Source organism: Pseudoalteromonas sp. ESRF-bin5 (genome assembly GCF_002632075.1).
Taxonomy (GTDB): Bacteria; Pseudomonadota; Gammaproteobacteria; order Enterobacterales; family Alteromonadaceae; genus Pseudoalteromonas; species Pseudoalteromonas marina.
This window is the reverse complement of the sequence record NZ_NTLW01000221.1, coordinates 1-19,180: the sequence shown is the minus strand read 5'-3', so window position 1 is coordinate 19,180 and position 19,180 is coordinate 1. Positions and strand designations below refer to the sequence as shown.

15 protein-coding genes and 1 pseudogene are annotated in these 19,180 nt (G+C 39.8%); 11 read left to right on the top strand and 5 right to left on the bottom strand.

Annotated elements, in window-relative coordinates:
* Positions 1–924 (top strand): ankyrin repeat domain-containing protein (locus BCG07_RS13480; RefSeq protein WP_286890538.1); only part of this gene is annotated, 924 nt, incomplete at its 5' end.
* A gap of 65 nt (positions 925–989) precedes the next feature.
* Here the strand turns inward: BCG07_RS13480 and BCG07_RS13475 are convergent.
* Genes BCG07_RS13475 through BCG07_RS13455 form a run of 5 tightly spaced genes read right to left on the bottom strand, consistent with a single transcriptional unit; the run spans position 990 to position 4,508 of the window.
* The gene (locus BCG07_RS13475) at positions 990–1,433 is read right to left on the bottom strand and encodes a DUF2069 domain-containing protein (protein ID WP_243533240.1); all 444 of its coding nucleotides are present in this window, start codon (positions 1,431–1,433) and stop codon (positions 990–992) included.
* On the bottom strand, positions 1,430–1,984 hold the full coding sequence (wrbA, locus tag BCG07_RS13470; protein WP_243533242.1) for an NAD(P)H:quinone oxidoreductase: 555 nt from the start codon (positions 1,982–1,984) through the stop codon (positions 1,430–1,432). The genes BCG07_RS13475 and wrbA overlap by 4 nt, the downstream gene beginning before the upstream one ends.
* Complete coding sequence (gene arsC / locus BCG07_RS13465; RefSeq protein ID WP_243533244.1) at positions 1,984–2,331, bottom strand: arsenate reductase (glutaredoxin); 348 nt, start codon at positions 2,329–2,331, stop codon at positions 1,984–1,986. Before arsC ends, wrbA begins: the two co-directional genes overlap by 1 nt.
* Positions 2,332–2,383: 52 nt before the next feature.
* Positions 2,384–3,841 carry a beta-barrel assembly-enhancing protease gene (bepA, locus tag BCG07_RS13460; protein ID WP_006792335.1) on the bottom strand — a complete coding sequence of 486 codons (1,458 nt, stop codon included), beginning with the start codon at positions 3,839–3,841 and terminating at the stop codon, positions 2,384–2,386.
* Position 3,842: 1 nt separating this feature from the next.
* A complete protein-coding gene (locus BCG07_RS13455; RefSeq protein ID WP_006792336.1) occupies positions 3,843–4,508 on the bottom strand; it encodes a hypothetical protein in 666 nt (221 codons plus the stop codon).
* Between the two features lie 148 nt (positions 4,509–4,656).
* Here BCG07_RS13455 and BCG07_RS13450 point away from each other — a divergent pair, with 148 nt between their 5' ends.
* From BCG07_RS13450 to BCG07_RS19920, 10 genes and pseudogenes are all read left to right on the top strand, one after another.
* On the top strand, positions 4,657–4,875 hold the full coding sequence (locus BCG07_RS13450; RefSeq protein WP_008129787.1) for a sulfurtransferase TusA family protein: 219 nt from the start codon (positions 4,657–4,659) through the stop codon (positions 4,873–4,875).
* Positions 4,868–5,947, top strand: coding sequence for an AI-2E family transporter (locus tag BCG07_RS13445; protein WP_243533247.1), 1,080 nt, complete (start codon positions 4,868–4,870; stop codon positions 5,945–5,947). Before BCG07_RS13450 ends, BCG07_RS13445 begins: the two co-directional genes overlap by 8 nt.
* 115 nt (positions 5,948–6,062) lie before the next feature.
* Positions 6,063–8,309, top strand: coding sequence for an aminotransferase class V-fold PLP-dependent enzyme (locus BCG07_RS13440; protein ID WP_286890537.1), 2,247 nt, complete (start codon positions 6,063–6,065; stop codon positions 8,307–8,309).
* Between the two features lie 375 nt (positions 8,310–8,684).
* Entirely contained in the window at positions 8,685–10,331 is a 1,647-nt protein-coding gene (gene pgi / locus BCG07_RS13435) for a glucose-6-phosphate isomerase (RefSeq protein WP_286890536.1), read from the top strand.
* Between the two features lie 267 nt (positions 10,332–10,598).
* The gene (gene zwf, locus BCG07_RS13430) at positions 10,599–12,071 is read left to right on the top strand and encodes a glucose-6-phosphate dehydrogenase (protein ID WP_008129781.1); all 1,473 of its coding nucleotides are present in this window, start codon (positions 10,599–10,601) and stop codon (positions 12,069–12,071) included.
* A gap of 2 nt (positions 12,072–12,073) precedes the next feature.
* On the top strand, positions 12,074–12,784 hold the full coding sequence (gene pgl / locus BCG07_RS13425) for a 6-phosphogluconolactonase (protein ID WP_276755013.1): 711 nt from the start codon (positions 12,074–12,076) through the stop codon (positions 12,782–12,784).
* A 344-nt stretch (positions 12,785–13,128) separates the two neighbouring features.
* On the top strand, positions 13,129–13,833 hold the full coding sequence (locus BCG07_RS13420; protein ID WP_286890535.1) for a SapC family protein: 705 nt from the start codon (positions 13,129–13,131) through the stop codon (positions 13,831–13,833).
* Between the two features lie 125 nt (positions 13,834–13,958).
* Positions 13,959–14,993 carry an isoaspartyl peptidase/L-asparaginase family protein gene (locus tag BCG07_RS13415; protein WP_286890534.1) on the top strand — a complete coding sequence of 345 codons (1,035 nt, stop codon included), beginning with the start codon at positions 13,959–13,961 and terminating at the stop codon, positions 14,991–14,993.
* 124 nt (positions 14,994–15,117) lie between these two features.
* The gene (hrpA, locus tag BCG07_RS13410) at positions 15,118–19,005 is read left to right on the top strand and encodes an ATP-dependent RNA helicase HrpA (protein ID WP_286890533.1); all 3,888 of its coding nucleotides are present in this window, start codon (positions 15,118–15,120) and stop codon (positions 19,003–19,005) included.
* A 75-nt stretch (positions 19,006–19,080) separates the two neighbouring features.
* Positions 19,081–19,180: pseudogene (locus tag BCG07_RS19920) on the top strand (response regulator); the annotation flags it as partial.

Sequence of the window (19,180 nt, the reverse complement as noted above, 5' to 3'; positions counted from 1 at the left end):
CTCATTGAACATGCTTTAAATAATGGCAGTAAGCTTAGTGCTGTTGATGCGTTATCGCTATGGAAAGAAGTTGATTTTAGAGATCGCTTAAGTCACTTTATACCTGAGTCAATTGCTGACTTAGAAGTGTTAAGTGGGCTTGCAAGTGACAAAGTAGCAATGGGTAAAGACTATTTTACTTTATTGAAACAAGTATCACCTGATGTTGATTCTGTGGTTTTACTTGAGCAAGCGCTCCTAACACATTTACGTAAAAAAACGGCCAAGCAAACAATGGCTATGCGCTTTATTGAGCAAGGTGCAACAGGCACATTAGCTGATGATAACGGTAAAACGGCATTTATGTGGGCGGCAGAGCGTGGTTTTGTAAACGTTGTGCAAACCTTACTACCTAAGCAAGATAAAAAAGCCCTTGATAGCCTTGGTAATACTGCATTGCATTATGCTGTGCTCTCAAAAAATGAATCGTTAATGGTGATGCTAATAAAAGCAGGCTTTGATTTTAGAGCGCGTAATAACGAGGGCCTGAGTTGCTACCGATTGGCTGTGAGCATTAAAGCGCAAAACCTAGTTAAATGCCTAGAGCGTGATTTTGGAATTAAAGAGCTATCCCCAGAAGGGCAATTTGATCGTATTAAAAAAGTGCATGTTTTACATGCTATTGTGACTTTATTATTGCCATTACAGTTATTTTTCTTTTTTGATGAAGCGCTGACCATAAAAAGTGAACTGACGCTTGGTTTAACTATGGTTACGGTGATTTGCTTTTTCTTTGCTATGAGCTTAAAGCGCTGCGCTTTGTATCCACATATAAAACACCCTTGGGGGTTATTTGTATTGAGGGGCTTTTCGTTATTGAGCTTATTAGCTCAGCTAGGTTTAGCGGGTATAGTGACGTTGGCTGCACTAAGTGAATTGGTTTAAATAGTTAATACGTATTTAAAATGTATAAAAGCGCGTTTACCCAATAGTAAACGCGCTTTTTTATTTTACTTGTTAAGTTCGTTAGCGACTTTTTCGTCGGCTAAATCTTCTTTTAGTTTGCGAATTTTTAAGCCTAATTCTTGCCCGCGGTGTCTTGCATAATAAGTACACCCAATAAACATGAAAGATGCAAACAACAACTCAAGTAACACCCAAATCAGCTCATCAGGTGCAACCCAAAGCATAGTTAAGCCATGAATAAAATAAAGCATGACAACAAAGTTTGCCCAAGCGTAGGTATAAGTACTGTCTTTTATAATACCTCTGAGTGGAAGTAATAGAGGGATTATAGGTACAAACAGCGACGTAACATCGAGCGGGCCCTCTTGAGGCGGCACAAAGTACATCCATAATGGCATTAAAATGAGCAGGCCAATATAGCCAATTAAAGCAATGCGTTGAAATTTTACGGTTATTGGCTTTTTAGCAGGGGGTTGCGCTGTGTTCATTGAAGTTTACTCGCAATTTTTGCCAGGCGTATACCAACGCTTTGGCATATTTTAATTTCGTCTTTACTTAACTGGGCACTATTGTTGCTACCGGCAACGTGCGAAGCGCCATAGGGGGTCCCGCCAGTTTGAGTGCATAATAATTCGGGCACATCGTAAGGTACACCAAGTAGCATCATTCCGTGGTGTAGTAAGGGCAATGATAAATTAAGCAGTGTGGCCTCATTGCCGCCGTGCATACTGCTTGACGATGAAAACACACATGCGGGCTTATCAATTAGTTGGCCTTTGAGCCATAGCTCGCTGGTGGTTTCCCAAAATGCTTTGGCTTGAGAGGCCATCATACCAAATCGGGTAGGTGTACCAAAAGCCAAGCCATCACACTCTATAAGGTCATCTTTACTAATAACAATGTCGTGCGGGTTTTTAGCTACAAACGTTCTCAGTAGGGCTTTTGCGCCTTGTTGCTCTATTGACTCAGCTATTTCATGAGCCATTGCTTCAACGGAGCCATGGCTCGAGTGGTAAAGTACCACGATGGTTGTACTCATTATAAAACGCTTAAAACGTTTTCTGGTGGGCGACCAATTGCGGCTTTACCATTGTGTTCAACAATAGGGCGTTCAATTAATTTTGGATGCTGAACCATGGCGTTTATAAGCGTGGTTTCGTTTGTTTCGTCTTTTAAATTTAGCGTTTTGTACTCGGTTTCTTTTGTACGCATTAAATCACGAGCAGAGCTAAAACCAAGTTGGTCTATAAGTGTAGTAATTTGATCAGATGATAAAGGCGTTTTTAAATACTCAACAACGGTGGGCTCAATTGATTTACTTTGTAAAAGGGCAAGTGTTTCACGCGATTTAGAACAACGCGGATTATGATAAATAGTAACAGACATAAAAGTTTCCATAGTGTGAATTGCCTCTATTTTAGGGCAACAGCTTGCAGACTTAAAGCCTTGCAAGCTCTTTTTGTAAACGGCGGTACTGAGTAAGTAATGCTTTTAATCGCTGCTGTTTTATTAACTCTGTTGATTCTACGAAGTTAAGCGCTTTTTGGATTTCATCAGCGGCTTTCATATAAGCACCGTATTGAGATAGCACGTCAGCGTTTGCCTCGTGATAGGCCGCCAATTTGTCTTGTTTTTTGTACGCGTCAGCCAGTAGCTCTTTACCTAAACTATGCTCTGGTTTTTCTAATAAAAAACCTTTAAGCACGTTTTCAGCAAGTTCATATTGCTTAGCTTCTAATGCTGCATTTGCATAGTTGAGCGTAATTACTTGATTGTTAGGGCGGTAATTATGTAGTTCAGCTAAAAATGAAACGGCTTCGTCTGCTTTTTTTTGCGCTATCAGTAAATCAGTTTGCGTATCAATATAAAATAAATTCTTAGGGTCACTTTTTAATAGCTTGCTTAAAATAGTGTCTGCTTCATCAAGTTTTTCTTGATCAAGTAAACTTAACGCTAAACCGTAATTAAGTGCTGTATTGCTGTAGCTGTTTTCACGAAGAAGTTTTCTAAATAAGGCTTCAGCATTTTCTGGTTTGTTGTCGTAACGCGCAAGTACTCGGCTTTTAGCAAGGTTAAATTCGAGGCTTGCAGGTAAGCGACGCTTTGGGTACTGCTCAGCACGAAGACGTACATCAGACACTCGACTTTCTGGCAGTGGGTGAGTAAGCAAAAATGCAGGTGGTTTATACTTATAACGAATTTGTGCAGCCAGTTTAGTCAAAAAGTCGCTAGATGCACGCGCATCAAATCCTGCATTGTTAAGTGTTTGCATGCCTATTCGATCAGCTTCTTGTTCAGCAGAGCGACTGTGCGTTAATTGGCTAAAGGCAGATTGTGTTTGGCTAGCTGAAATAATGGCAATACCAGCGTCAGGGGCAACAATAGTTGCTAAAATACCGGCAATCATCCCCGCTATAGTCATTGCGCTGTTATCTTGTTGTTGCTGGATTCTGCGTGCTAAATGGCGCTGAGTGACATGAGCGATTTCGTGACCGAGTACAGATGCAAACTGACTTTCGCTATCGGCTTGCGCAATAAGACCTGTATGAACACCAACATGTCCGCCGTAAAAAGCAAAAGCGTTAATGTCAGAGTTATTGATCCAAAAAAATGAAAACGGAAAACGTACATCGTTTGCGTTTGCAACAAGCTTTCTACCAATGGTAGTTAGGTATTCATCTAATACGGGGTCGTTAATAATCGGTGAACCACCACGTATTTGCATCATCATTACTTCCCCAATCGCTTGTTCTTTTTCGAGGGGGAGTACTTGTAATGCAGAAGTTCCCAAATCAGGAAGATTAAAGTTAGTTTGCGCCTTTAATGGCTCACTTACTAGAAGGCTAAATGTAAGTACGGCACTGCATAAAGAGATAAAGGCTGATTTTAGCTGCATCTTATTCCTTGTTTATTGGCTCGCCAATGGCAATTTTGGCTATGTCTATTTCGTCACTGCTTGCACGGCTGTCTTTTTCGCACAACTGGTAGAGTTCTTTTATTGAGACTCCATCTATCTTTATTACGTTCAACTCTCGCTGCAAAAAAGTAATAATTTTATGAACCACTTTGTGTGAGTGCAAAATGAGGGCTTTATCGGCTTTATCACCGCGCTCAAAGTAAAAACCAATAAACTTATGTAATTGATTTAACCTTAATAGTACTTTCATTGAATGCGGATCCCACACTCTAAATTCCATAAAGCGGTTATCTTTTATGTATTGGTCAACAACAATATCTTTTGCATAAGGCAGTGCCCACAGTTCAAAGCCCCTGTCTGTAAATACCTGATGTAATGCAATGCGAGGTTTATGTTTGGTATGGATCTCACCTAAATCGTCCTCAAAGCCGTCGAGTATGTCTAGATTCCAGTTACGTCTATCGATAAGTTGTTTTACGGCGTTATCAAATCCATGCTCTAAAACACCTTCAGACTCGCTAACCGAAGAGGCAACTAAATGATAAAAAGGAGGAAGCTCCCCCCAATTTATTTGCTTTTTATACCAATTAATCTCTTTGAGTGTTGGATTACTTGGTAAATGCGCTTTATTATGCGTGCGAGACATTAACCTGTCCTTACTACTAACTATGTATTACAGAATAAACCATTGCAGGCATTGTTTTAAGAAAAAGTTACATTTGTTGATATTTTACTGGCTACTGATGCACAGCAATGCGACTTATTATTCATTTTAATAAATCGGTAAAGCGAGTATGTTACACCAAGATTTACGAAGTTATAGATGTCCTCAACAGTTTATTCAGTTTAAATTAGGGCTACGTGAAGCATTATCTACTCGGCAAGCCATCACTTTTAGTGTAAATAGTGATGAGAGCATGGATGATATTGAGCGATATTTAAAAAAATATGCTTACAGTTACAACTTAGATAAACAACAAGGTTTATTATTAGTGGAGCCATTACGTGTTTGAATATATAAAAACATGGTACGAAAGAAAATTTTCTGATCCTCATTCGGTCACCTTATTATTTTTACTACTCGTTTCTGTTGCCTTACTGTACTTTTTTGGCTCGTTAATTGTGCCGGTTTTAGTGGCATTAGTTATTGCCTATTTACTTGATTGGCCAGTTGTTCACTTAGAGCGTTTTGGTTTACGCCGTTTTACAGCAACCGTGATCGTAATGCTTATATTTACAGGCATTATGCTTACTTTAATTTTAGTGATTGGTCCTGTTCTTTGGAAACAAACCAGTAACTTAGTGCAAGAAACCCCTCATATGTTAGAGCAAGGTAAGTCGTATTTAGTTGCCTTACCCGAGCAATACCCAAGTTTAATAAATGCCGACCAAGTACAAGGCATTGTTGCTACTGTCGAGGCTAAAGTAATTGAGTTTGGCCAAGTGGTTTTATCGTTTTCATTAACGTCGCTAAAAGATGTTGTAGCGTGGTTAATTTATCTTGTACTTGTGCCGTTGCTGGTGTTTTTTATGCTTAAAGATAAGCTCGAGTTAACGGGTAGTGTGGCTAAATTAATTCCGCAACAGCGCCGTTTAATTTTGCAAGTATGGAATGAAATGAACCAACAAATTATGAATTACATTCGCGGGAAAGTGTTTGAAATTTTAATTGTAGGTGGCGTTTCGTTTATCGCGTTTACATTTTTAGATTTACGCTACGCAGCCTTATTAGGTGTGTTAGTTGGTTTTTCTGTGTTAATTCCGTTTGTGGGTGCTGCGCTGGTGACTATTCCGGTCGCTGCTGTGGCGTTATTTCAATTTGGATTAGAAACTCAATTTTGGACTATTTTGATTATTTACGGGATTATTCAGGCCCTTGATGGCAATGTACTTGTGCCATTGTTATTTTCAGAAGCGGTCGACTTAAATCCTGTATTTATAATTGTCGCAGTTTTGTTTTTTGGTGGTCTTTGGGGCTTTTGGGGGGTATTTTTTGCCATTCCTTTGGCTTCGCTTGTTAAGGCATTGATTACCGCTTGGTCTTCAACGCAAGAAGAACTAAATAATAAACTGACAGAGGGTTAGTTCAAAAAGGCATAGAAAACGCACCGTCAGTACTAATTGATTATTACTCAATACGTCTAAAGTTATGTAATATTGGTAATAAGATATATCTTTTAGTAATAAGGTGCGTTTTTAGATGTCTGACTGTTTATTTAGCTCTGAGCAAATTTACCTCGATGCAAATGCAACAACGCCGGTGTTGCCATGCATTGCTCAGGTGGTTTCTCATACAATGCAAATTTGCTTTGGTAACCCATCAAGCCCACACATTACAGGTATTCAAGCTAAGCATTTGTTAGAGCAAACCCGTGAAAACGCACGAACAGTGATAGGCGCAAAAGAGGGAAATATTTTGTTTACCTCTGGCGCGACTGAAGGCATTCAAACCGCTGTCGTATCCACACTCATTAATGCTAAAACTCATAAAATAGATAATCCAGTGCTATTGTATGGCGCTACTGAGCACAAAGCGGTACCTAATACCTTAAAGCATTGGAATGATGTATTGGGCATTAATGCTAAAATATTGGCAATTCCGGTAGATAGCAATGGTATTCTAGACCTTACTTTTATTGCAGAACACATTCCTAATGCGCTTATGATATGCACAATGGCGGTAAACAATGAAACCGGTGTGTATCAAGATTTAGATGCTATTGAACAAACGATTCGTTTTTTAAACCCTGACGTGTCGTGGATGGTCGATTGTGTTCAGGCATTGGGCAAAAAGCAACTCAATCTAAGCGCGACTACAATAGATTATGCTCCCTTTTCGGGCCATAAACTTTATGCACCCAAAGGCATCGGTTTTTTATATATACGAGCTGGCAGTGCCTATACACCGTTTATAGCAGGGGGCGGGCAAGAGAGCGGTATGCGTTCGGGTACCGAGAACTTACCCGGTATTGCCGGGTTAAATAAACTATTTAGCTTACTGCTAGACAGGTCAGATACAACGTTTAAACCAATCGATGTGCTCAATAGCTACCGCGCGCAAATAAAATGCGCGATTGAAGATACTTTTGGTGATGTTACGTTTAATCATAGTTTTGAGCATTCGGTACCAACAACACTCAACTTTGCGGTAAATGAACTAACAAGCAAAGAAGTGATTGATTTATTTGATGCTGCTGGTATTCGTGTCAGTGGAGGGTCTGCATGTAGCACGGGTTCTTCGACAAGCTTTGTGCTTGATGCTATGGGTGTTAACCAATGGCAGAGTGAAAATGCAATTAGGCTATCGTTTGGTCCCGCAGCTACAGCCGAAGAAATTGCAAATGCGTGTGAATCTATACGTGCATTAAAAGCCATTTTGCAGGCTAACTGTTTAATCGTATCTGATAGCGCAACACCTCACCAAGATGTGTGCGCGCTTGGTTTAACGCAGTTTAGGCACCAAGGAGCCTGTTGCTGGTTATATGTAAGTGAGAATAAACAGGCAATTATTATAGATCCTATTGTAGAGATCATACCGCGTTTAGAAAAAATAGCTAATACACAAAACCTCACTATTAAGGCAGTGCTTAATACACACGCTCACCAAGAGCGCCATTGCGGCGTTACTTTATTACGCAGTGTATTAGGGAGTCGATGCGATGACATTGAAATAGATAAACTGGGGTGGCCAATACATGCAGCGTATATTGACCTTAATAACCAACGATTAGAAAAAATAGCCACACCAGGGCACAGTGAAGATAGCGTAAGTTATGTTCTAAAAAATGAAGATAATCACATCAATTATTGCTTTTGTGGTGACCTAATATTACCCGCAGGCTTGGGGAACACGTCTTTAGCTGGTGGCAGTGCAAAGACCATGGCTCATTCTATTCTAGCGCTTGCTGAGCAGCTAGATAAAACAAGTGTGATTTGCTCAGGACATGATTATTTACAATGTTTTGCGATGAACTGGGAGGCAGAGCAACAACAAACACCTTTATTAAACGGATTAATAAACGGCCAAATGAGTATTGATGAATTTGTTACTAAAAAACAGCTTGATGATCAGGCTAAAGAAAAATCGAGGTCACAATTGTGTGGTTATGTCACCGCGTTGCCCGAATTATCTATTCAGCAATTAAATTTTGATAGTGCAAAGGCAATGCTTACTAAAAACGATGCATATTTGATTGATACTAGAGAGCCATACGAGCATGGTGCTAATAATGTATCGCAATTGTTTCGCACCAAAAAAATAAAAACACTTAATATACCGCTTAGTAGAATGGCTCACGCATTGATGGAAGGTCAGCTTAGTAAAAGCGGTAAATATATATTGTTGTGTCGTAGCGGTAACCGATCAAAGCTTGCGGCTGCTAACCTAACGCAACTAGGGTATCAAACAGTATATAACTTAGAGGGTGGTTTGGCATTGAGCCTCTAATTATACGACACTAATAGGATTCAAATTAAATCGGCTCTGGTAGCCGATTTTTTATTTATTCACATAAATGTCATAACTATTAAAAAAGTACTGAACGTTTAGTAAAATTCACGAACATAGCAGCTTAATCGATTAAGCTTTATGGGTGCCTTTGAAATTGCGGGTAAAATAATTTGCAAAATATTTATGATACCGGTGTCAAAAGACAAAAATTGCGTTATCATCTGCGTATAAAATAGTAAAAGCAGCGCTTTTTTCACGTTTTTAACTATACTATCGGCGTTTTATTTTAGTGTGTTTAGCGCGTGTTAAAGACTTTTACATTATAAAAAGAAACTATAAATCAACCGGTTAAAATTTTTAGAGGATATTTAAATGTCGAACCGAACGCAATTAGCAAGTTGGCAAGCCCTTGAACAAAGTGCTGCTAAGATGAAACAAACACATCTTAAAACGTTATTTGCACAAGACGGTACCCGCTTTTCTAAGTTTTCAACTCAGATCCCAGGTGTATTATTCGACTACTCTAAACAATTAATTGATAACGATGTTTTTGCTAATTTAGTGTCGCTTGCTAAAGAGTGCGATATTGCCTCTTGGCGAGACAAAATGTTTAGCGGTGAGAAAATCAACATCACTGAAGAACGCTCTGTACTGCATACTGCATTACGTAATCGTGCACATACTCCATTAATTGTTGATGGAGAAAACGTAACGCAAGCGGTTGATAATGAGCTTGCCAAAATTAAAGTATTTGTTGGAAAAGTGCGAAGCGGCCAATGGCTTGGTTATACGGGTAAAGCGGTGAAAGACGTTGTTAGCATTGGGGTAGGCGGGTCGAATCTAGGTCCTCAAATGGCAACTGAGGCGTTAAAAGCACTCGCAGACAACACGTTAAATGTGCATTACGTGTCAAATGCTGATGGTGTACAAATTGCTTCTGTACTTAAAAATATTGATCCTGAAACAACATTATTTGTTATCTCGTCAAAAACATTTACCACATCAGAAACCATGACGAACGCTAAAACAGCGGTAGATTGGTTTTTAAAAACAACAAAAGATGAAAGCACAATTGCTAAACATTTTGTTGCAGTAAGTACAAATTTAGAAAAAACAGCTGCCTTTGGTATTGCTGATGAAAACGTATTCACTATGTGGGATTGGGTAGGAGGTCGCTTTTCATTATGGAGTGCGATAGGCTTACCAATTGCGCTGTATTTAGGTTATGACGCATTTGAAGAAATACTAACAGGTGCTTTTGAAGTTGATGAACACTTTAAAAATGCGCCGATTGAGCAGAATATTCCTTTAATAATGGCTTTGTTAAGTGTTTGGAATACCAGCTTTTTAGGGTATACGTCGCAAGCAATTTTACCTTACGACCAATCTCTTCACATGTTACCTGCGTATTTACAACAAGGTGAAATGGAAAGTAACGGTAAGCATGTTAACTTTGCAGGCAAAGTAGTACCGTACACCACGGTACCAATCATTTGGGGTATGACTGGTATTAACGGTCAGCACGCGTTTTATCAATGCCTGCACCAAGGCAACGTGATTGTGCCAGCAGATTTTATTGCCTCTGTTAAACCACAAATTAATGTTGATAAGCATCATGACATTTTATTATCAAACTTTTTTGCTCAAACAGAAGCAATGATGAGTGGCGTTGATGCAGAACAAGTTACAGCCGACTTAACAGCTAAAGGTAAATCGCAGGCGCAGATTGATGAACTACTAAATCACAAAATTCATCAAGGAAACCGTCCAACAACATCAATGTTGCTAGACACTGTTGATGCTAAAACGGTAGGGCGTTTAATTGCGTTATACGAACACAAAATCTTTTGCCAAGGCATAATTTTAGACATTTGTTCATTTGATCAATGGGGTGTTGAGCTGGGTAAAGGCTTGGCATCTAAAATTGAAAGTGAGCTGACAGATGATAGTGTAAATCACGATCACGATAGCTCTACAAGTGGACTGATGGCGTACTATAAGCAACACCGTACGCAGTGACAATTTAACCTACTTAAAAGTAGGTAAACCGAGTACCTTTGAACGGGTAGCGCTGGAGTGCTTAGGGTCTGTATTTTTGTGAGAGGAGATACAGAATCCTAAGGCTCATTTAATAAAGCGTAGATGATAAAAAAATAATAATACATCATCAATTAAGAACAATTCAGCAGGCTTTTAACACATTATAAAAGCTACCATCATCCAAGTTATAAACAGGCATACCCGCGAACTTATTTAGGACGGGGTATCACAACGTAGAGAGTAACTATGCTTAATCCTTTTGATATCATAATTTTTGGGGGCGGTGGTGATCTTGCGTTACGCAAATTACTACCTGCAATGTACAGAGCATATCAAGAAGGGAACCTACCTGAAGGCTCACGCATCCTGCCAACAGTTCGTGAAGAAAGCAAACGTGCCGAATACATTGAAACAGCGCACAAAGCACTGCAAGAGTTTTTAAGTAAAGGTGAATTTAACGCCAAAGATTGGAAAGCATTTTCTACTTACTTAGTGCCAGTGGTGAGTAATGTTACTGAAGCTGACGATAACTGGGATGTGCTTAAAGAGATCTTAGATGAGCACGATAGCACTAAATCTCGCGTGTTTTACTTATCTTTACCACCAGCCGTTTATGGCAAGTGTTGTGAAATTCTTTCTACAAAAGATTTGATTACGCCAACATCGCGTGTAGTAGTAGAAAAACCAATCGGTTACTGTGGTGAATCTGCAGAAGCAATAAATGCTAAAATTGCTGAATTTTTTGAAGAAGACCAAATTTTCCGTATAGACCATTACTTAGGTAAAGAAACAGTACAAAACCTAATGGCACTGCGTTTTTCAAATTCATTATTTGAAAACATGTGGGATGCTAAATCGATTGATAATATTCAAATTAGTCTTTCTGAAACCGTAGGCCTTGAGAGCAGAGCTGGGTTTTACGACAAAGCCGGTGCACTTCGTGATATGGTTCAAAATCACTTATTACAGCTTTTGTGCCTTGTTGCAATGGAAGCACCTAATAAGCTTAATGCTAATAGTATTCGTAACGAAAAACTAAAAGTACTCGAAGCGCTTCGTCCACTTTTTGATTCAGATGTTGATAGCAACATTGTACGCGGTCAATATGTACCGGGCGATTTAAACGGAAAAATAGTTCCTGGCTACCTAGAAGAGCTAAACGAAGGCGCTAGTAAAACAGAAACCTTTGTGGCTATTCGTGCACACATTGATAATTGGCGTTGGGCTGGCGTACCATTTTACCTTCGTACAGGTAAACGCATGGCAAAACGTTGTGCTGAAATAGTGGTTGAGTACAAAAAAGTATCGCACAATATTTATGAAGAAAATGTTGGCAACATTGAACCAAACCGCTTAGTTATTCGCCTTCAACCTGAAGAAACGATTCAGCTAACGCTTATGTCAAAGCGTTTGGATAACCTTGAAATGCAATTAGAGCCGGTAACGATGAACATTGAGTTATCACAAGCTTACAGCAATGGTTTCCATTCTGATGCATACAAACGTTTAATGCTTGATGCGGCTGCAAATAACCCATCGTTGTTTATTCATCGTGATGAAGTTCGTCAAGCATGGAAATGGATTGACCCGATTGTTGAGCGTTGGCAAGATAAAGGTAAGCCTGCACTTTACCGCGCCGGAACGTGGGGGCCTGATGATGCCGATGAGTTATTAGCAGAAAACAACCACTTGTGGTTTAACACAGGTGATAAGGCATAATTATGGCGACTTTAGTTGAAAAATTTTTTGATGATAAAGATGCTCTCACAAAAGAGTTATCGGCAACCTTAGAACAATCATTAATAGATGGTATTAAAGATGATGGCCGCGCGGTACTAATGGTATCAGGCGGGTCATCACCCGCTGCAGCATATAAGCATTTATCAACCCTTGATTTAGATTGGCAGAACGTTGACGTAGCCATGGTTGATGAGCGCTGGGTTGAGCCAAATCACGAGAAAAGTAATGAAGCTTTTATTAAAAGTACGTTGTTGCAAAATTTTGGCAATGCAGCCAACTTTATAACAATGAAAAACGATGCTTCTACTGCACAACAAGGTGCTGAAAAATGTGAAGCCGCGTATAGTGCACTGAAAGCGCCTTATGATGTAACTATTTTAGGTATGGGGCCTGATGGGCACACTGCATCTTTGTTTCCACACGCAGATGGATTAGAAAATGGTTTAACCACCACTCAAACGGTTTGTGCGATTAACGCAATACAAAGCGACGTGACGGGGAGTATTACCGAGCGTATGACGCTTACTTTGCATGCAATAGCAAATTCTAAAGTGGTAAAACTACTTATTAGCGGTGAGGAAAAGCTCGCTGTTTATAAGCAAGCTAAGGCAGGGGGCGATGTTAACGATATGCCTCTGCGTGCTGTGCTAAACCATCCTGATATAAATATTGAAGTGTATTGGGCTCCATAATTTAATCAAATTTGCAGTACTCACTCAATTTTATAAAGGCGGCTAAATTAGCTGCCTTTTTGTTTGTTTAAATATTCTCCAATATGAGTAAGTTTATAGGTGAATATCTGTTAACTATTGTAAATGGGTTGCTTAGTTTTGTATGCTAAATAGCCGCGTAACGCTTTATTTTTAAGCGCATTTTAAAATTATTACGTGTATGTTTTTTGGCAACGTGCAGATTTATTTAAATTTTATTTTTAGATGGCTTATGTCATAAAACTTTCCCTTCCTTTTTCGCCTCAAAAGCATTAGCCTTAGTGCATTAACAATGAAACTTATAAAATTAAAAACGGAGCAGTAACATGGCGGAGCAACAAGTACAGCCTTTACACAATGAAAAACATGCCAACATTAAAATTCAAAACGGCATCAATGTAGAATTTATGAAAACTCAACATTTAGTGCCTGTAGTAGCACATGAGTTTGCGCGTGTAGCAAATGAGTTTCCTATGTCGTTTGTTAAAAATAACGAAGCAGGTACTTTCCAAGCAGTTGCAATGTTTGGCCTAGAGCCAGGCGAAAACTTATTTGTTGAAGGCGACAAATGGACAGCTTCTTTTGCACCAATGGCGTCTACACGTTACCCACTAGGTTTAGTTAAACACCCAGAGCAAGACCAATTTGGTATTGTTATTGATGAAGCAAGCCCACTTGTAAGCGAAACAGACGGTAATGCGTTATTTGAAAACGGTGAAGAAACAGATTACCTAAAACGTCGCAAAGAGTCGCTAGTGTCTTTCATTGAATTTTCTCAAGTAACAGATGCGTTCACTAAATTCCTTGCTGACAAAGAGCTACTGATAGCACAAACGTTAACAGTAGACATCAAGGGCGAGAAAAAAGACATCAACGGTATTTACCTTATCGACGAGAAAAAACTAAATGAGCTAAGCGATGCAGACTTCTTAGAGCTTCGTAAGCGCGGCTATTTAGCACCAATTTACTCTTTCTTAACGTCTACTCACCAAGTAGCACGTTTAGCGCGTTTAAAAGCCCAACAAGCTTAATTTAAACACGTTAACTATAAAAAGCGCCTCAAGGCGCTTTTTTTATGCCTTTAAACTTACTTTAGTTGAAATTTACGTTTTAACCGTTCACATTGGTTTTAATACTTTTTTGATAAGGGCCAGTCATGAAAAAAATAATCTTATTATCTATTTTAGCCAGTGCGAGCATAGGGTTTAGTCACAGTGCACTAAGTGAAGAATCTCCGCTTGCCATTGCCATTCATGGTGGCGCAGGAACAATAGGTAAAGCAAAATTTTCACCTGAGCAAGAAAAAGCCTATCGTGCTAAATTATCCGAAGCTGTTGAAGCAGGTTACAGCGTACTTGAAAAAGGCGGGGAAAGCTTAGATGCGGTGACTGCTGCAATTACAGTATTAGAACAGTCTGAGTTTTTTAATGCAGGGCGCGGTGCAGTATATACATATGACGGTGGGCATGAACTCGACGCATCAATTATGGACGGGCGTAACCGCCAAGCTGGGGCTGTTGCAGGTGTAAAACATGTAGAGAGCCCAATTAAACTTGCTCGTTTAGTTATGGATAACTCAGTGCACGTTATGCTCAGTGGGCAAGGTGCTGAGGAATTTGCAAAAGAGCAAGGTATTGAACTTATCGAAAATAACATATTTGATACTAAACATCGTTACGATGCTCTGCTTAAAGCAAAAGATAAGCTCGATAAAGCCAAAGCAACAACTAAGTCATATCAGGCTGCACACAATGCACTACCAGATAACTTTAAAATGGGCACTGTTGGCGCTGTTGCCCTTGATAAAAATGGTAATTTAGCTGCAGGCACATCAACCGGTGGAATGACGGCAAAGCGCTACGGCCGTGTTGGAGATGCTCCTGTTATAGGTGCTGGTACGTTTGCTGAGAATGAGTCATGTGCGGTATCAGCAACCGGCCATGGTGAATATTTTATTCGCTACAACGTGGCAAGTGATATTTGCGCTCGTGTTAAATACCAAGGCAGTACAATCGCCCAAGCCGGTGATGAAGTAATAAACAAGGTATTAAAGCCAATAGGTGGTACAGGCGGTGTTATTATTATCGACACGCAGGGCAATATTAGTTTACCGTTTAACACGTCGGGGATGTATCGCGCGAGTAAATCGAATACGCAAGCAACTTATGTAGGCATTTTTAAAGGCGAATAGGAATACAGGCTGATACATGTGTTTAAATGTCAAACAACTGAGTGTTTAATGATTTGTAGGATTAACCCGAGCCGTTAACTTTGATACAATTATGGCTCTTTTACATATTTTATAAGGTATGCGGGTGGTTAACCTAGGTCAGTTGTTTGGCGAGCTAAAAACGTGCTTAAAAAAAGATCAATTCATATTCAAAAAACGCCTTCATGGTGTTAAAAAAATAGCCGACGAAACTAAACAAGCCAATGCGCTTGAAAAAATAGCCGCAGATATAACCCGCAGCCAACAATCAAAAGAAAAACGATTAGCTAACTTGCCACAGGTAACATACCCTGAGCAGCTGCCTGTAAGTAAAAAAAAACAAGCCATTAAAGACGCAATAGCAAATAACCAAGTTGTTATTATTGCCGGTGAAACGGGCTCGGGGAAAACGACGCAAATACCTAAAATGTGTCTAGATCTTGGCCGTGGAGTTGATGGGTTTATTGGCCATACACAACCACGTAGGTTAGCCGCACGCACCGTTGCAAACCGTATTGCTGATGAGATGAAGTGTGAACTTGGCCAACAAGTGGGATTTAAAATCCGCTTTAGCGATCAGGTTTCTAACAATACATACATCAAACTGATGACAGACGGTATTTTACTGGCCGAAATTCAGCAAGATCGCTTTTTAAATCAATACGACACCATAATTATTGATGAAGCCCACGAGCGTAGCCTAAACATTGACTTTATTTTAGGGTACTTAAAAAACTTACTGCCTAAGCGTCCAGACTTAAAAGTTATAATTACCTCAGCAACTATTGATCCTGAGCGTTTTTCTAAGCATTTTAACGATGCGCCAATTATTGAGGTATCAGGTCGTACTTTCCCTGTTGATGTTCGTTACAACCCAATTAGCGATATTAAAAAAGAGGGTATGGAAGCCGAAGGCGACCAGTTACAAGGTATTTTTGATGCCGTTGACGAGCTGTGCGCAGAAGGCCCTGGCGACATACTTATATTTTTAAATGGTGAACGTGAAATTCGTGACACTGCCGACGCGTTGAGTAAGCGAAATTTAAAACACACTGATGTGCTCCCATTGTATTCGCGTTTATCAAATGCAGAGCAAAATCGAATATTTGCACCGCATTCGCGCCGCCATATTATTTTATCGACCAACGTGGCTGAAACGTCATTGACCGTACCGGGTATTCGCTATGTTATAGACCCAGGTACTGCGCGCATAAGTCGCTACAGCTACCGTACAAAAGTACAGCGTTTACCAATTGAGCCTATTTCACAAGCAAGCGCTAATCAGCGTATGGGCCGTTGTGGGCGTGTTGAAGCGGGTATTTGTATTCGCCTGTATTCTGAGGATGACTTTTTATCTCGCCCCGAGTTTACTGACCCGGAAATTCTACGTACAAACTTAGCCTCTGTTATTTTACAAATGCTAGCTTTGGGCTTGGGTGACATGGCGCAATTTCCATTTGTGCAAGCGCCAGATAGCAGAAATATCAATGATGGTTTGACTCTGCTTGAGGAGTTACAAGCAGTAAAGTCGTCTAAACGAGATAATAAAACTGCTTTAACGCAATCTGGTAGGGAGCTGAGCCGATTACCCGTTGATCCGCGTTTGGCTAAAATGGTGTTAACAGCGTATAAGTTAGGTGCACTTCGTGAAGTTATTATCATTGTGGCTGCTTTATCTATTCAAGACCCACGTGAACGACCTCAGGAAAAACGCGCAGCAGCGAATGAAAAACACGGCCGCTTTGATGATCCTGATTCAGACTTTATTGCCTTTTTAAATTTGTGGAATTACTTAGAAGAGCAACAAAGCGAACTGACAAACAGTCAGTTTAGAAAATTATGCCAAAAAGACTTCCTAGCCTATATGCGCCTGCGTGAATGGCAAGATATTGTATATCAAATAAGTACTGTGTGTAACGAAATGGGCATGAAGGCAACAAGTGATGTTGCTGATAGTGAAGCCGTACACAAAGCCTTACTAAGCGGTATGCTTAGCCATATTGGTTTTAAGGACGAAAAACAAGCTTACAAAGGTGCGCGTAATAGTCAGTTTCATATTTTTCCGGGGTCAGGTTTATTTAAAAAAGCGCCTAAATGGATTATGTCAGCAGAGCTTGTTGAAACGAGTAAATTGTATGCGCGCACTAATGCAAAAATCGATATCAGTTGGGTTGAACCTTTAGCCCAACATTTGGTAAAACGCAGCTACTCTGAGCCCCACTGGGAGAAAAAACCTGGGGCTGTTATTGCCTTTGAGCAACAAACTTTATATGGGTTGTTAGTTGTTAATAAGCGCCGCTGTGTGTATAGCAATATAGACTCTAAAGTTAGTCGTGAGCTGTTTGTACGCACCGCACTGGTTGAACAAGAGCTAGGTTTAAACGAGCGTTTTTTACAGTTTAACCGTGAGCTAATCGAAGATATACAAGTTCTTGAAAATAAGTCGCGCCGACGTGATATTTTAGTTGATGAACAAACCTTATTTGAGTTTTACGATAAAAAAATACCAAAAGAAATTAATAATCGAGCCGCTTTTTTTAAGTGGTATAAAACTCAAAAACAACAAAATAAACACTATCTACATATGACTCGCGATGAGTTAATGCGCCATGGCGCAAACAGTATTACAGAGTTTGATTACCCAGATACATGGCAGCAAGATAATTTAATATTACCGCTTACGTATCACTTTGATCCAGGTCAAGCGGTTGATGGTGTTGCGGTGCAAATACCCGTTGCCTTATTAAATCAAGTGCAAGAAACCGGCTTTGATTGGCATATCCCTGCGTTTAGGCACGAACTTGTTAGTGGCTTGATTAAATCGCTACCAAAATCACTTCGACGTAACTTTGTGCCCGCTCCTAATTATGCCGATGCTGTTATTGCGGCGGTAGAGCCGATGCAAGGCACGTTGCTTGACGCACTTACCACACGTTTGTTGAGAATGACCGGTGTACGCGTTGATCCTGAAGCGTGGGATTTAACATCACTTGCTTCTCATTTACGCTTACATTTTGAAGTACGCGATGAGCACAATAAATTACTGGCTCGCGGTCTAGACCTTGCGAAGCTCAAAGCAGAGCTTCAAGGAGAGGTAACCGAAACACTTTCTAAAGTTGCGGATGACGGTATAGAAAAAGCAGACTTAACACAATGGAACTTTGGTGAACTACCTAAGTCTTACGTTAAAAAGCAAGGCCAGTACGAAATAAAAGCGTATCCAGCGCTGGTGGATAAAAAATCAAGTGCTGCGGTTGAGCTATTTGATAACGAAATAAAGGCACAGATTGCACACCAGCAAGGCCTTCGCCGATTGGTATTATTAAATGTGCCTTCACCTATTAAATATTTACAGCAAAATCTGCCTAATAAGGCTAAGTTGGGATTGTACTTTAATCCTTTTGGAAAAATAGCCGATTTAATTAATGATTGTATTGCCGCGGGTGTTGATAGCTTATTACTCAAATATGGCGATATTAGAACGAGCAGTGAGTTTGAAAGTGTAAAAGAAGAAATACGTGGCGAGCTAGGTGACGCTGTAGTCGATATAGCTATTCACGTTGAACAAGTTCTTAGCATTGCGCATGCGCTACATAAAAAAATGAAAGGGCGGGTTGATTTGACCATGATCACTGCGCATGGCGATATTAAGTCTCAGCTTGAGTCGTTAATTTTTAAAGGGTTTGTTAGTCAACATGGTGCGACTAAGCTGACTGATTTAATTCGTTATTTGAAAGCGATTCAAAAGCGATTAGAAAAGCTCCCTGTTGACCCAAACAGAGACAGAGTGTGTGTACTTGAGCTTGATAAAGTGGCAGCTGAGTATAAAAAGCTGACTAATAAAATACCCAAAGGTATGCCAATACCCAGCGAGATAGAAGCTATATTTTGGATGCAACAAGAGCTAAGAGTTTCATTATTTGCACAAACGCTAGGAACGCCTTACCCTATTTCGTCTAAACGAATTTTAAATGCTATAAAAGAAGTTGAATAATGCTTGCATTTATCAAGAAGGTTAGTACCTTAAAGGTAGGATTTATTTTTGTTTTGAGAAGGAAACGACATAAGCATGTCCTCGGTGATTGAACCTAAAACAAAACGACTATTAGTTGTAGATGATGAGTATTTTAATTACGAAATGCTTAAACCTGCACTAGAGTCTAAATTTG